15 protein-coding genes are annotated in these 13,609 nt (G+C 60.9%); 6 read left to right on the forward strand and 9 right to left on the reverse strand.

The features are described from left to right. The first annotated feature begins 328 nt into the window (after positions 1–328). Entirely contained in the window at positions 329–1,078 is a 750-nt protein-coding gene (locus MTP16_RS02895; protein ID WP_243515810.1) for a helix-turn-helix transcriptional regulator, read from the forward strand. A gap of 18 nt (positions 1,079–1,096) precedes the next feature. Here the strand turns inward: MTP16_RS02895 and MTP16_RS02900 are convergent, their stop codons facing one another. Next, complete coding sequence (locus MTP16_RS02900) at positions 1,097–1,924, reverse strand: alpha/beta fold hydrolase (protein ID WP_243515812.1); 828 nt, start codon at positions 1,922–1,924, stop codon at positions 1,097–1,099. A 326-nt stretch (positions 1,925–2,250) separates the two neighbouring features. Between MTP16_RS02900 and ruvX the strand changes: the two genes are divergently transcribed. From ruvX to MTP16_RS02915, 3 genes are all read left to right on the forward strand, one after another. Further along, positions 2,251–2,676 carry a Holliday junction resolvase RuvX gene (gene ruvX / locus MTP16_RS02905; RefSeq protein WP_243515814.1) on the forward strand — a complete coding sequence of 142 codons (426 nt, stop codon included), beginning with the start codon at positions 2,251–2,253 and terminating at the stop codon, positions 2,674–2,676. A 92-nt stretch (positions 2,677–2,768) separates the two neighbouring features. Next, positions 2,769–3,377, forward strand: a complete 609-nt coding sequence (def, locus tag MTP16_RS02910; protein ID WP_243515816.1) for a peptide deformylase — start codon at positions 2,769–2,771, stop codon at positions 3,375–3,377. A 190-nt stretch (positions 3,378–3,567) separates the two neighbouring features. After that, positions 3,568–4,545, forward strand: coding sequence for a zinc dependent phospholipase C family protein (locus MTP16_RS02915; RefSeq protein ID WP_243515818.1), 978 nt, complete (start codon positions 3,568–3,570; stop codon positions 4,543–4,545). Positions 4,546–4,611: 66 nt separating this feature from the next. On the opposite strand, the gene MTP16_RS02920 is transcribed toward MTP16_RS02915, so the two are convergent. The 8 genes from MTP16_RS02920 to MTP16_RS02955 all read right to left on the reverse strand — a co-directional run bounded on the left by MTP16_RS02920 (position 4,612) and on the right by MTP16_RS02955 (position 10,362). Next, positions 4,612–5,523, reverse strand: a complete 912-nt coding sequence (locus MTP16_RS02920; protein ID WP_243515819.1) for an ion channel — start codon at positions 5,521–5,523, stop codon at positions 4,612–4,614. Between the two features lie 185 nt (positions 5,524–5,708). Continuing rightward, positions 5,709–6,305, reverse strand: a complete 597-nt coding sequence (locus MTP16_RS02925) for a hypothetical protein (protein WP_243515822.1) — start codon at positions 6,303–6,305, stop codon at positions 5,709–5,711. A 187-nt stretch (positions 6,306–6,492) separates the two neighbouring features. Further along, the gene (locus MTP16_RS02930; RefSeq protein ID WP_243515824.1) at positions 6,493–7,473 is read right to left on the reverse strand and encodes an SRPBCC family protein; all 981 of its coding nucleotides are present in this window, start codon (positions 7,471–7,473) and stop codon (positions 6,493–6,495) included. Between the two features lie 11 nt (positions 7,474–7,484). Then, positions 7,485–8,204, reverse strand: coding sequence for a metallophosphoesterase (locus MTP16_RS02935; protein ID WP_243515826.1), 720 nt, complete (start codon positions 8,202–8,204; stop codon positions 7,485–7,487). Beyond that, positions 8,170–8,712 carry a hypothetical protein gene (locus MTP16_RS02940; RefSeq protein WP_243515827.1) on the reverse strand — a complete coding sequence of 181 codons (543 nt, stop codon included), beginning with the start codon at positions 8,710–8,712 and terminating at the stop codon, positions 8,170–8,172. Before MTP16_RS02940 ends, MTP16_RS02935 begins: the two co-directional genes overlap by 35 nt. Before the next feature lie 4 nt (positions 8,713–8,716). Next, positions 8,717–9,187: a hypothetical protein gene (locus MTP16_RS02945; protein WP_243515828.1), complete on the reverse strand. Its 471-nt coding sequence runs from the start codon at positions 9,185–9,187 to the stop codon at positions 8,717–8,719. Between the two features lie 397 nt (positions 9,188–9,584). Next, positions 9,585–9,986, reverse strand: coding sequence for a DUF6896 domain-containing protein (locus MTP16_RS02950; protein ID WP_243515829.1), 402 nt, complete (start codon positions 9,984–9,986; stop codon positions 9,585–9,587). Positions 9,987–10,056: 70 nt separating this feature from the next. Continuing rightward, positions 10,057–10,362, reverse strand: a complete 306-nt coding sequence (locus MTP16_RS02955; protein ID WP_243515830.1) for a hypothetical protein — start codon at positions 10,360–10,362, stop codon at positions 10,057–10,059. Between the two features lie 194 nt (positions 10,363–10,556). Between MTP16_RS02955 and MTP16_RS02960 the strand changes: the two genes are divergently transcribed. After that, positions 10,557–10,931 (forward strand): DMT family protein, encoded by a 375-nt coding sequence (locus MTP16_RS02960; RefSeq protein ID WP_243515831.1) that lies wholly within the window; start codon positions 10,557–10,559, stop codon positions 10,929–10,931. Positions 10,932–11,227: 296 nt separating this feature from the next. Continuing rightward, entirely contained in the window at positions 11,228–13,537 is a 2,310-nt protein-coding gene (locus MTP16_RS02965) for a patatin-like phospholipase family protein (protein WP_243515832.1), read from the forward strand. Positions 13,538–13,609 lie beyond the last annotated feature (72 nt).

A 13,609-nucleotide genomic window follows, 5' to 3' on the forward strand; every position in this document is an offset into this window, starting at 1 on the left:
AGCGCATGGCCAGTCCGCAGAGCCGCCACCATTGGCAGAAAAGGCAGGTCGAGAAGAGCGTAATTATTTACTCTTTCCAATATTTAACTGAACATTTACTATTCGACTACTGCTCTAAAGACAAAGTTTCCGTGCTGCGTAGGGCTTTATCAATACTTAATTTTAAGTATATTTCACCCGTTCTTCATCTTTCTAAAAACCCTCACCGTTATAGCGCCAGGGGATTTTTTCCCGAAAGCTGAACCATTCATCCACACCGAATACAGCAAAAATTCATCTACAACTATCCAGTATTCAAATACCTGCATTACCTACCCTTCTGTTCCTTATGCCTTACCCCCCGCCGCCCGCCTACCAACAAGTCCAGGCTGCTTGGCGACAGATTCATTCCGGCAGCCCCACGCTGGAAGTCGACGAGGCATCGGCTGTAGCCGCCGGCCGCCAAATGGCGCAGTACCTGTTCCACAACCAGTTCATGCTGCTCATCGACCTGCGCGTGATGCAACACCTCTTCGTGAGCCCGGGCGTGCAGGCGCTGCTGGGCTGCCCGCCGGCCGATTTCAGCATGGCCTGGCTCTACAGCCGCGTGCACCCCGACGACGCCGACCTGCTCGGGCAGGCCACGGCGGTATCGGCGCGCTGGCTCAACAAGCACCGGCAGGAGGCCCTGGGCCACGCCTTCACCGCCGACTACCGCCTGCGCCACCAGGCCGGGCACTACCTGCGCGTGCTGCGCCAAAATTTCCCGCTCGATTTCGCCCCCGATGGCACGCCCACCGTGGCCGGCAGCACCTTCACCGACATCACCCACCACAAGCGCACCCAGGACCTGTGTTTCCACGGCACCCACCCGGAGCTTCAGCAGTGGCTCGATGAGCTGCTGCGCCCCGCCGCCCACCTGGCCCTGACCTCCCGTGAGCGTGAGGTGCTCGACCGGGTGCTGCAAGGCCAAGGCTCGCAGCAGATTGCCGACCAGTTGCACGTCAGTGTGCACACCGTGAACACGCACCGCCGCAACATCACCGCCAAAACGCAGTCGCGCAATCCTTCCGAGCTGCTGCGCCACCTCCACGAGTAGCCGCGGGCCGCGCCGGGGCTACGGGAGGGCCGTGGCCGCCGCAAACGCCAGCAGCAGCCGGTTGAACGCCACCGGATTTTCCAGAAACGGCAGGTGGGCCGCCCCGGGCAGCAGGTGCAGCGACTGGCCCCAACGCGTGGGAGCGGCCAGCGTGTCGAAGTAGGCAAAATCGAGGGCCCGCTCCTGCTCGCCGGTGGCGAAGGCCAGCGGCACGGAGGTGGCCGCCACGTGGGCCCGCTCGTCGCGCAGCAGCCCGTTGCCGATGTAGGCGGCCAGCTCCGTCCGCACGCGCCCGTCGGCCCGCAATACGTCGGCCGCCACCAGGGCTTGTTCGGCGGCCGGGGCGTCGGCGCGCAGGCACCAGGCGGCCAGGGCTTCCGCCTGCGCGGCCGACAGCTCGGGCGCATACAATAGCTGCCCCGTGGCATCGAAGCGGAAGGCGGCGGCCAGGTCAGCAGTCCCCACGGGCGGGGCGCCGAGCAAGAGCAGGCCCCGCAACCAGGACAGCCGGGGCAGCTCTTCCAGCAGCAGGTTGCCGCCGTAGGAATGGCCCACCACCAGCGCGGGTCGGCCTTCTGCCAGGGTTTCAACAGCTGCCACGAGCGCCGCGCCCAGCCGGTCGGGCGCGTACAGGGCCGCCACGCGCGGCGAGAGCCCCAGCCCGGGCAGGTCCAGCGCTACCAGCCGGAATGCCTGCAGCTCCGGGGCTTGCAGCTGGCCCTGAAATAAGTCGGCGCCCATGGAATTGCCCGGTACGAAAACGACCAGCGGCCCGGCCGGGTCGCCCGCCTCGTAGGTGTGCAGGGCTGTTTCGAAAGCGGGCAGCGGCAGCAAAGCAGGGCGCATAAGGGAGTGTTTAAACCAAACCGGGGCTTGAATAAGCAGCGGCTTGCCGCCTGGCTAATGCCTATATTTCAGAAGACTGCATTGCCGATTGCGGCCGCCACAGAAAGCGCGGTACCAGCTGGCGGTGTCAATGAAAACGGCTGTACCAGGTTGCTATTAGGCTTATATTAGGCTTAAACCTACTGATGCTTCCCATGGGAAGCATTATTCAGGCATTTGATTTTTTAGTCATCTCATCCGTTCCGACCCGTTAGCTTGACAGCGGCAGGCATCTCGGGACAGCCGTACCTTTGTGCCAAACCGGGCACCTGCCCTCCCCTTTCGCCATGCCCCGCATTCTTGCCATCGACTACGGAAACAAGCGCGTAGGCCTCGCCGTGACCGACCCGTTGTGCATGATTGCCTCGCCGCTGGAAACCATCCACAGCAAGGACCTGGTGGCCTACGTGAAGGCCTACCACCAGCGCGAGCCCCTGCGGGCCGTGGTGGTGGGCATGCCCCGCACGCTGCTCAACGAGCCCACCGATGTGACCAGCGCCGTGGTGGGCCTGCTGCGCACGCTGCGCCGCGAGCTGCCCGAGGTGCCCATCCACGAGCTCGACGAGCGGTTTACCTCGCGCATGGCCCACGCCACCATGCTGGCCGGCGGCCTCGGCCAGAAAGCCCGCCGCGACAAAGCCACCGTGGACCGCATCAGCGCGACCTTAATTTTGCAGTCGTTTCTCGAATCGCCGCTGATGCGGGAAGTCTGATTTCAGTGGTTAGTGATGAGTGGTTAGTGGTTAATTCAACGGCTGGCCTTTTGAAACTAACCACTAACCGCTAATCACTAGTCACTAATACCATGATTTATTCCATTGTCGCCATCGGCGACCCCGTGCTGAAAACCAAAGCCAAGAACCTGCCCGCCGACCTACCCGCGGCCGAACTGCAGCAGCTCATCGCCGACATGTTTGAAACCATGTACTCGGCCAACGGCGTGGGCCTGGCCGCGCCCCAGATTGGCAAGGCCATTCGGCTGTTTGTGATGGACTCGGGGCCAATGGTGGAGCTGGACGAGGAAGACCTGGCCGAGCTCGAACCCGGCGAAGTGCCCGAGCAGGGCATCAAGCGCGCCTTCATCAACCCCCAAATGGTGAGCGAAACCGGCGAGGAATGGGGCTTCGAGGAAGGCTGCCTGAGCATTCCCGGCATCCGGGAGCTGGTGACGCGCCACGCCGACATTGTGCTGCGCTACGAGGATGAAAACCGGCAGGTGCACGAAGAGGCATTCTCGGGCATGGCCGCCCGCGTTATCCAGCACGAGTACGACCACTTGGAGGGCGTGCTGTTCACCGACAAGCTCTCGGGCTTCAAGAAGCAGCTGCTGAAAGGCAAGCTGGCCCGCATCAGCAAAGGCGACGTGCGGCACGACTACCGCATGAAGTTTGCCGGCGACGGCAAGCGGCGGTAAGGCAGCATTTAGCTCGCATTAAACACCATCTCTTGTCATCCTGAGCGTAGCGAAGGACCTTCTCACGACTGAACGGTTTGCAGTAAACCCAACGGCACAAACGTGAGAAGGTCCTTCGCTGCGCTCAGGATGATAGGTTTTATATTGGTTCTTTGATTAATTACGCAGCCGGCGCCGTATCTTGTTAGCCGTGAAAAAATACGGTTACGCTCTGCTGATTTGTTTGCCCCTGGTGTTTGTGGCCTACCGGGCGCAGGCCTGGGGCTTTTTTGGGCACCGGCTGCTCAACCGGCTGGCGGTGTACACCTTGCCACCGGGCATGATAGGCTTCTACAAGGCCAACATCGACTACCTGACGGTGAACGCCACGCGGCCCGACTCGCGCCGCAGCATTGTGCCCGACGAGGCGCCCAAGCACTTTCTGGACGTGGACCGCTACGGCGACAGCGCCGAATACAAGCTGCCGCGCAAGTACGCCGACGCCGTGGCCCGCTACGGCGAGGACTCGCTGCAGCGCCACGGCATTGTGCCCTGGAACGTGGTGACCATGAAAAACCAGCTCACCGCCGCCTTCAAGGCCAAGGACACCGACCGCATTCTGCGCCTCTCGGCCGATATGGGGCACTACGTGGCCGATGCCTGCGTGCCGCTGCACACCACCAAGAACTACAACGGCCAGCTCACCGGCCAGCGCGGCATTCACGGGCTGTGGGAGTCGCGCCTGCCCGAGCTATTGAGCTCTGATTACGACCTGTTTACCGGCAAGGCCGAATACATGGCGAACCCGACCGACGCCATCTGGGCGGCCGTGATTCGCTCGCACGCAGCCGTCGATTCGGTGCTGCTGTTTGAGAAGCAGCTAACGGCCCAGATGTCGGGCGACCAGAAATACGGCTACGAGCAGCGCGGCAACAACACCGTGCGGGCCTACTCGCGCGAGTTCAGCCGGGCCTACCACGCCAAGCTCAACGGGCAGGTGGAGCGCCAGATGCGCTACGCGGCGTCCCTCATCGGCGACTTCTGGTTTACCTGCTGGGTCGACGGCGGCTCACCCGACCTGCGCCAGCTACCCCGCACACCCTCCGAAAAAGAGCAGCTGCGCCTGGAGCAGGAGGCCAAGCAAACTGCCGTGGCCCCCACGCGGGTAGTGCCGGGCCACGACGAGTAAGCGGACTGGCTTATACTGTCATGTACGAGCGCAGCGAAGCAATGACAGGCATTACCATGCCGGGCTTCAATTCAACGGTTCCGTGGTGTGGACTTCGTCCAGGTTGACGACGGCGATGCCGTCGTCGGCTACTTCGTAGGCCCGAATGAAGCGGCGGTGCCACTCAATCTCGTCGTGGGTGTAGGAGTTACGGGCGTGCACGTCTTGGGCAAAGGTGTCGTCGTAGCCCTTTAGCTGCACGATGACTTCGATGCCCAGCCGGGCGTAGTCGTGGGCCTGCAGCCCGTAGAGCGGGCTCTCGGGGGTAATGTCGTGCACCAGCGTCCAGGTGAGGGGAAAAAAGCTGATGGCGCTACGCTCCAGGGGCAGCAGGTCGTAGCGCTGGTCGAGGGTGGCTTCGTCCACGGTTTTGAGGATGACGCGGGCCTGCAGGTCGATGAGGATGCTGTTGCGCAGGTTGGCGATGCGGAACTGCAGGCAGGGTGTGGCATCGGCCCGGCGGCTGATGAGGGCCGTGCGGCTGAACAGGATGCGTGCCGTGGGCCGCGAAAACCGCCCGTAGAGCAAGCCCGTGGCCAGCGCAAACGTGAGCACGCCCACCAATGCCTCCACGCTGGAGAGAAAGCCCGAGCCGTTGCTGCCGGGGTACACGTGCCCGTAGCCAACGGAGGTGAAGGTTTGGATGGAGAAAAACAGGGCGCTGAGAAAGTCCTGCCACCAGCCGTGCGGGGCGGCCACGCCGGGCAGGTCGTCGAGCCCCAGCGCAATGTAAGCCAGGGCGAAACCGACGTTCAACACCGTGAAAAACACCACCACAATGCCGATGAACGGCCACCACGGCATGGTGATGAGCCATTGGTAAGGGTCGTGCTGGTGCGGGCCGCCGCGCCGCCGCACGTTGAAAGTGCCGTCGTGGTTGATGGCGCGCTGGGTGCGGCGCGAGAATTTTTCGCCAATGCCGGGGTCGAGCGTGGGCATGCTAGGGGAGTTGATGATAAGCCTACGGCAAAGGAAAGGCAGTCCATCGCAACGGTCCGAATGAAAGCAGGAGCGGCGGCTCGCGATGAGGGAGTTCTTTTGGCTGCCCTTCTGAGCAGGGGCTTATCGACGAGCTACCTGTGCCCATTTCCAAAGGTGTTCCCAGGGTGAGCGCCGGCCCGCCGCTATTGCTGGGTGAGGTAGATTCGGTACGGCGATTCCTTCCCGACCACTCGCAGTGAACCGGCCACCAGTGGAAGACTTTCGCCCTGTTCGTAGCGGGGTTTGGCGCCGATGGGAGCGAAAAACCACAGCGCGGCCACGGGGTAGGGCATGCCGAGCAGGACGAGGTAATGAAAGAACTGCCGGCCGCGCTGGCCGGGGCCGACGCCGAGCAGCAGCACCCCTATCCCCACCAGCGGGCCGCCCAGGAGTAGCGCCAGCGCCAATTCCTCCCCCTCATATTCCGGCTCGTAATAGACGGTCTCGCTTATCCAGCGCTCCTCGCGCACGTAGCTCACGGTGTGGGCGCGCTCATATACGGCCGTTTTTACACCTGCCGCCAAGAGCAAGCAGCCCAGCAGCAGGGCCGGGGCCAGCCAGGAGCGCAGGGCCCGTTCCGCGTACACCCACCGGGCGTAATAAACCAGCAGCCCGACCGAAGCCAACAGGATGAATACGGTTCGGGCGGCCTGGGCAATTGGCTCCCAGAACCATACGAGCAAAGCCACTCCCAGCAGGCCACTCAACAGGCCGAACACCAGCCGCTCATTTGAAGTCATAAAAACACTCGATTCGGGATGAGGCAAAGCAAAAGCTATTCGCGGCAACCTGCCTTGCGGCGCACGCCGGTGGTGCAAACAGTGCCTCAATAGCCTCCCGCTTGGTGAATAAAAGAAGAGCTAAGCCGTGGCCCAACCACAGGACGCCCTGGGCTCCTTCCGCCGTTCATTACGGGGCCTGCCGCCCTCATGCGCGACGTGGCAGCTTACTTTCAACCAGTTCCAGCTCGCTCTGAAGAATATCCGTCATCAGGTAGTGCGCCCACAGCCGGGCATACCAGTTGAAAGGCGTGTTGATGTAAAACCGGCTCGACAGCGTGAGCCGGGTGCCGCCACCGGGCAAGGATTCCAACTCGTAGACGTCCTCCAGAATGTCGAGGTGTTTTCCGCCAATCAAGATGTGCTCGTCCATGACCGCCGGGGGAATGGCGTTGGGATTGGCGTCGACGCGCAGGACCAGTAAGCGCGCGGGCTGGTACTGGGTAATCGTTTCGTCGAAGTACAGGCCCTTTTCGTAGTAAGCCGTTCGTTTGCCGCCCACGCTCCGGGCATCCAGCGTGGTGCTCTTGTGTTTGGGAAACCCCAGCAGTGCGGAAACCGACATTTTGCTGGTGGGCGCACTCATCGCATGGCTAGTGGTCAATTGCTGCCAGACTTCTGCCGCGGGCGCGTTGAGGATGACGGCCCTTTGGATAACCATTTCCTGGGGTGCCGACGCCTTCTCCCCTTCTACCAGGCCCAGCGCCAAGGGCATCGCAACCAGCAGCGACACGTTCAAGGTGTTGGGCCGCTGCCATTTATTTTCATCCGAATCGTTTGGACCGCCGGACCTAGCGTTGCGCACGTGGTAGGCAATCAGGCCCCCAATGCCCGCGAACGTCGCGAAAATCGGGAAAATCATAATCCAGCAAATCGAGCCCTCTATCTTCAACAGAATCGTTACCAGGAGCACAATCAAGCTGGTGAGCCAGGGCTTGAAGAAGGCGGCGGTGCCGGAGGTCGTTTTGGCGGCCGGCATCAGAATGATGGTCAGAAACCCAATGACCACCGGCACCAAAAACAGGAACGTGACGCTCATGATTTCCATCAAGCCGTTGGCGGAACCAAAAAACAGTCGAATAACTAACCCGTACACGGCGGCGAAGGCGGCAGCAAACACGAACTTCATGGCACTTTTAATTAGGGACGTTGGGAATGGGGTTTGACGGTGACGAACACGACGTCTTTTTTGCAGTTATAGCGCAGGGGCAGCGTGTCGCCCAAGCCTTTGCTAATCAAATACAGGCAATTGCCGACCGTGGTCTTTAGCCTGTTCCACCGATAGAATAAGCGGCCCGGAAACAGGCCTTGGCCCGAACGCCACAGCACCACCTGGCTGCCGTGCAAATGGCCAGCAAAGGCCAGTTCGTACCGGCCGGGAAGCGCCGCTACGTCCACGGGCTGGTGCAAGCACAACACGCTGAAATCGACGTCTTCGGGCCGGTCACTCGTGCCGTTGTTCGTGATTTGAACCCGGCGGCCGTCCAGGCAAATCCGGACGGGCTCATCCGCCAGCCACACGAGGTGGTTTGCTTCGACCAGCTGCTTGATTTTCTGCACACCGAAAAAAACGTCGTGATTGCCGGCGATGACGAAGACGTTTTCCCGCCCCGCGATGAACTCCACAAACCGGGTGAAGTGCCGAAATCCAGCGGCGCTGTCCACGTAGTCGCCGCCCAGCAGCAGCACGCGGGGGTTCAACCGGTCGATTGTTGCCATCAGCCTGGCCACGGTGGGGCCGCTGAACCCGGTCAGGTGCAAGTCGGAGAGGTACAGCACGGTGAAGGCCCTGCCCGCCGCGACGGTGCACACTTCTTCCCGCACCTCAAAGTCGTGGTTGTATCCGATTTCTAACTTCATGCTGGTACCAGAGAAGGACAGACAAACAGCCGATGTGCCACCGACGCAGCGGCTGCCGCCGGTTTAGCAGCCCCGACAGCATGAAAACGCCAATGGCCAGCACCCAAATCAAGGCCCTGGCCAGGCCGATTCGGTGCGTTTCCCGGATGCTGGTTCGCAGTGGGTTCCTGGCCCGGTCGAGCAGCAAAGGAAACAGAAACAGGAAATGCACCTCCACCAGGTAGAAAACTAGCACCGCCAGCGGCGTCAGCAGTAAGCTCACCTTGCCCAGCGCCCAGAGCGCGCCGGCGAAGGCCAGCAAGCTGAGGCCGTATTTTAAGCCGCCGTATAATCCAAAACGGGTGGCGGCGTCAAACCCTGAGTTGGTTTTTGGCCCGTTTTCCGGCAGTTGCTCGAACATCCACCGCGCCCCCGTGGCAAAAATGCGGTGGGAAAACACCTGCTGCATCTGATGGGGCTGCCGATTGAATTGCCGTGCGGCTTGGGCAATCAGGGCCTTGACGGTCATGTTCTTAGCAGAAGATGAAATGAAACCAGGCCAGCCAGGCAATGCCGTTGCCGAACACGAGCATGCGATGGTAGGCGTTTTCCACCCGCCCGCAGCGTTTGATGTGGAAAACAAACTCGTCGTAACTGATGGCCACCACGGTGTAAATCAGAACCACCAGGATGGGAATTAACCAAAGCGTGGGCTTAGGATGCATCATGGCCCCCCACATGAGCACAAACATCGGCACCCCGCCCAGCCCCAGGGCCGCGGCCTCGGCGTCGCGCTCCTTCTTGGGAATTTTCATGTTGAGGGGGCTGCGGTGGTAGCGCCAATCCAATGCCCCGCCGAGGGTGGCCACCCCGCCCGCCACGGCCACCACCAGAAACTGCCACGGCAGGTAGGGCCATTCGCTGGCCAGTTTTAAGTGGTCGCTCCCGCGAAACGCCAGCAACAGGGCCCCAAATAAAACGGGGGGAACAAAGAGCAGAACCAAAGAAACGTATTGGCGGTACGGCTGGAAGTGGGGCATTTCTTAAGATATTACGAACGTCATCTAAAGCGCAGGCGCATCAATGGAATAGCCGGCCTTCCTGGTGAACGGCCCGGTTCAGCCACCAAGGGAGAATTGGTGTCAATTGGCGCGGAAAGCCAACGAAACAAAGCTACTATAAAGAACTTTGTATTACAAAGTAAATTATTTTGTTTTAGGCACTGGCGTCGCTCGTGCACGGCTTATAAACCATGTAGCAAGCACGCTGTCAATATATTACACCAAACCCACCATTGCTGCTTTTGCTCATGAACTTCTCTGACCTGTCCCTATGAAACCCTGCCGTGGTTGGGCGCATGCAACGTGACCGTGGCCGGGTGAGGGCTCCCCGCTTCTGCTGTTAGGAAGTAACGGCTGTCCAAGGCGTAAGCTTCCCGGGTGAGCACGCCTTCGCGAGTTCGAGCAGAGCCTCCTCCACGGATGCGCCGCTGGTCAGCAAGGGGTGCTGGGCGCGCACGGCCGGGTTGTATTCCAGAAAGTTCACCAGAAACCAGCCGTCAATCCCGGCGCACCCGCCTTCTTTGGCGTAATCAAAATCCACTTCGAGTCCGGGCATTGTCACCAAGCAGCCCGCGCCGTGAAAAGCGTACCGAAACTGCTGGTGCGCGTCCAAGTAGCCGGTTCGGCGCCGCTGGAAACCTGGCTCTTGGGCCGACTTGGCGTTTAACAAGGCCACGGCCCGAAACACCGCGGCTTGGTAGGCGTGAATCAGGCGGACGACTTGTTGCTTAACCGGGTGCATGGGACAAGAGAGGCTTGGTTCAGTCAAAGGGTCTGACCATCTGACCAGAAGAAAAAGCGTTTCAGATGGGCTATTGCTTGCCGTCAATCAGAGCGTGTACTTTTTGCGGAACTTCAATCCCCTCGGGTCTCCACCACAGCCCCCAAAAATCGATGGCAGTTTCATCCGGCAGCAGCAGTTCCCATTCCTTCAGCAGTTCTTCGGCATCCTCGCCTGCGTTCATGCACATATGCGTCCGTGGCGGTGGGCAATACTGATTCCACATGCCCACCACGACCCCAAGGGCGTGGTAGAGTTGCTTCTCCCGTTCGGCCAGTTTCGCTTTCAAGGCATCGTTTTCGACTTGTAAAGCAGCGAGGGTTGGGATTGCTTCCATATTCCAAGATAAGATAGCCTCATGCCGTATACCGCAACGGTGAGTTAACCGCATGTTGGCGGAGCCGGCCCAACCAGGAGACCCCAACGCGCAACTGCACTGCAATAGTAAAGCTGAACCATCGGCCGGGTTGCACAGTAGAGAGCGCAGGCGTTCAATCAATCCGCCACCCCTCTCCTCCTCGCTCGACCTCTATGAAAGGCGTTTATTCCCTCATCCTGCTCACCATTTCTAACCTGTTCATGACGTTTGCCTGGTACGGACACCTGCACTTGTTCAAGAAAATGGCCTGGTTTGCCAAGCTGGGGCTGGTGGGCGTCATTCTGGTGAGCTGGGGGCTGGCCTTGTTCGAGTACGTGTTTCAGGTACCGGCCAACCGGCTGGGGTTTGAGGAAAACGGTGGGCCGTTCAGCCTGTTCCAGCTCAAGGTCATTCAGGAGGTCATTTCGCTCGCCGTGTTCACGCTGTGCGCCGTGTTCGTGTTCAAAACCGACAAGCTGGGCTGGAACCACCTCGTGGGCTTCGGGCTGCTGGTGGCGGCTGTGTATGTGATTTTCAAGAAGTGGTGAGCCAAAGGCGGCAAGTGCGCTTTGGATAGCCGTAGCTCTTTCAGGCGGCCTTTGCGCCTGAACCTCAGGTGCAAGCTGCACCCGCCCGCTGGCCCGCTGCCGTTATGTTGGGCCAAGGCAGCAATGCCGTTGCCAGACCTGCAGCAGTCGCCGTTTTCGCCCCTACTTTACTGCGATTTATAATACTGATAATCAACCGGTATCTTATTGTCTACGGCCAATAAAAACCTAGCGACCCGGCCCGGCGTACCAGCCGCAGCGGCGTGGCTCTGCACGGCACGGTTTTTCTGCATTTTATGGCTCAATTTTTCTCTCGGATGCTGCTGGCGCTGCTGCTGGCAGGTGTTTTTAGGTTTTCGGCTCAGGCCCAGAAGGTGGGCCTCGTACTCAGCGGGGGCGGCGCCAAGGGCCTGGCCCACATCGGCGTGCTCAAGCAGCTGGAGAAAAACCACATTCCCATCGATTACATTGTGGGCACGAGCATGGGCGCCGTGGTGGGCGGCATGTACGCGGCCGGCTACTCGCCCGAGGAGATTGAGCAGATAGTGCTCAGCCCCGAGTTTCAGCGCTGGACCTCGGGCAAGCCTTTGGAGAGCAAAACCTTCAACTTCCTCACGGCCGAGCCCTCGCCCTCGGCCCTGCGCCTGGGCATTGCCATCGACTCCACCTTCAAGGCGCGGGTGAGCACCAACCTGGTGAACGACCTGAACCTGAACCTGGCCCTGGCCCGCCTGCTGGCGCCGGCATCGGCCAGCAGCGGCTACAATTTCGACAAGCTGTTTGTGCCCTTCCGCTGCATGGCCTCGGAGGTGTTTACGCGGCAGGTGGTGGAGCAGAAGTCGGGCTCGCTGTCCGACGCCATTCGCAACTCCATGTCGTTTCCGCTGGCGTTCCGTCCCATTCGCAACCTCGACGGCAAGTACTACTACGACGGGGCGGTGTACGACAACTTCCCCACCGGCACCATGAAAAAAACCTTCGCCCCGGACATCATCATCGGGGTGAACGTGGGCGATGTGGCCTTTAAGAAATACCCCAAGAACGACGACCAGTTGCTGGCCAGCACGGTGGCCTTTCTGGGCACAAGCGTGGCCGACACGGGCAGCGTGGGCAAAAACGGCATTTACATTCAGCCCGACCTCGACGGCATGGGCGTGGGCGATTTCGACCGGGTGAAGGACTTCATTGCCGAAGGCGACACGGCCGCCCTGCGCAACATGGAGAAAATAAAGGCCCGCATCGGCCGGCGCGTCGATTCGACGGAGCTGCAGAAGCGCCGGCTTGCCTTCCAGGCCCAGGCCCCGAAGCCGCGCTTCATCGACGTGAAAGTGAACGGCCTGCGCCCCGACCAGAACGAGTACGCGGCGCGGTTTTTCCGCAAATCCGGCCGCGAGTATTCGCTCGATGACATTGAGGAGGGCTACTACCGCCTGGCGTCGGACGACTATTTCAAGAACATTTACCCGCGCATTCGCTACGACGCGGCGCGGCAGGGCTACGTGTTCAGCGTGGATGCGCAGCGCAACAACAACGTGAGCACCGAAGTGGGCTTCGTGCTCTCGAACCGTCCTATTGATAATCTGTACTTTGGCATCGAGTACCGCTACCTGCGCCGGCTGCTTTACACGGCCTCGGCCGATGTGAGTTTGGGCCGTTTCTACAACGGCGCGCACGGCTCGTTCCGCATCAACATTCCCGCCAAGTTCGCCTACTTTTTTGAGCCCGAAATCACCTACAACCAGTGGGATTTCCAGAACACGGGCGGCGTGCTGGGGCGCGATGTCATCAACACCCAAGTGCGGCAGCAGGACACCAAGTTGGGCGGGCAGTTCGGCATCAGCCCCACCTACCGCAGCCGTTTCCTGCTCGATGTGGCCACCTTCGTGACCAAAGACGAGTACACCAATTCCAAGGAAATCAGGTCGGCTGATGTGCTCGATGCCACCGTGTTTCGGGGCGCCACGGCGGCCCTGCGCCTGGCCCGCAACACCCTCAACCGCAAGCAGTACGCCACCAGTGGCCACCGCTACGTGTACACGCTGCGCGGCGTCACGGGCGAGTCGGACTACACGCCCGGCTCCACGGCCCAACAGGAGGCCAGCACCAGCCACCGCGAGTGGGTGCAGTTCCGGGCCACCGTGGAGCGGTACTTCGGGCTGAAGGCCGACCGCCACGCCTGGGGCTATTTCGGGGAGCTGATGGTGAGCACGCAGGGCACGTTTTCGAACTACCGGTCGTCGCAAACCACGTCGCCGGTGTTTGCCCCGCTGCCCGACTCGCGCACGCTGTTTATGGATGCCTACCGTTCGTCGCGCTACGCCGCCGTGGGCCTGCGCTACAACCAGCCCTTCCTGAAAAAGCTGGAATGGCGCACCGAAGTGTACGTGCACGTGAACGGCCAGCCGCTCCGGCAGGGTGAAAACCAGGTGGCCGTGCGCCAGTCCGGCTTCGACCGGCCCCGCGTGACGGGTAGCACCGGCCTCATTTTCCAGACGCCGGTGGGCCCGCTGGCCCTGCACGCCCGCTTCTACGACGACCCGTCTGAGCGTTTCGGTATCTACGGACACCTGGGCTTCCTGCTGTTCCGCAGCCGCGCGCTGGAATAGGGCGTTAGGTGTTGGGTTTTAGGTATTCGGTGTTGGGCATTAGGTGTTGGGTACTCGGCAATAGACCGGAGG

This window comes from Hymenobacter monticola (assembly GCF_022811645.1).
GTDB classification, from domain to species: domain Bacteria; phylum Bacteroidota; class Bacteroidia; order Cytophagales; family Hymenobacteraceae; genus Hymenobacter; species Hymenobacter monticola.

Excerpts from the sequence above, each read along its gene's own strand:
- MTP16_RS02895 (WP_243515810.1), top strand. The coding sequence starts at position 329 with ATGCCTTACCCCCCGCCGCCCGCCTACCAACAAGTCCAGGCTGCTTGG.
- MTP16_RS02930 (WP_243515824.1), bottom strand. The coding sequence starts at position 7,473 with ATGAAGTTCGTGTTTGCTGCCGCCTTCGCCGCCGTGTACGGGTTAGTT.
- MTP16_RS02955 (WP_243515830.1), bottom strand. The coding sequence starts at position 10,362 with ATGGAAGCAATCCCAACCCTCGCTGCTTTACAAGTCGAAAACGATGCC.
- MTP16_RS02965 (WP_243515832.1), top strand. The coding sequence starts at position 11,228 with ATGGCTCAATTTTTCTCTCGGATGCTGCTGGCGCTGCTGCTGGCAGGT.
- def (WP_243515816.1), top strand. The coding sequence starts at position 2,769 with ATGATTTATTCCATTGTCGCCATCGGCGACCCCGTGCTGAAAACCAAA.
- MTP16_RS02900 (WP_243515812.1), bottom strand. The coding sequence starts at position 1,924 with ATGCGCCCTGCTTTGCTGCCGCTGCCCGCTTTCGAAACAGCCCTGCAC.
- MTP16_RS02960 (WP_243515831.1), top strand. The coding sequence starts at position 10,557 with ATGAAAGGCGTTTATTCCCTCATCCTGCTCACCATTTCTAACCTGTTC.
- MTP16_RS02920 (WP_243515819.1), bottom strand. The coding sequence starts at position 5,523 with ATGCCCACGCTCGACCCCGGCATTGGCGAAAAATTCTCGCGCCGCACC.
- MTP16_RS02950 (WP_243515829.1), bottom strand. The coding sequence starts at position 9,986 with ATGCACCCGGTTAAGCAACAAGTCGTCCGCCTGATTCACGCCTACCAA.
- MTP16_RS02925 (WP_243515822.1), bottom strand. The coding sequence starts at position 6,305 with ATGACTTCAAATGAGCGGCTGGTGTTCGGCCTGTTGAGTGGCCTGCTG.
- MTP16_RS02935 (WP_243515826.1), bottom strand. The coding sequence starts at position 8,204 with ATGAAGTTAGAAATCGGATACAACCACGACTTTGAGGTGCGGGAAGAA.
- ruvX (WP_243515814.1), top strand. The coding sequence starts at position 2,251 with ATGCCCCGCATTCTTGCCATCGACTACGGAAACAAGCGCGTAGGCCTC.
- MTP16_RS02940 (WP_243515827.1), bottom strand. The coding sequence starts at position 8,712 with ATGACCGTCAAGGCCCTGATTGCCCAAGCCGCACGGCAATTCAATCGG.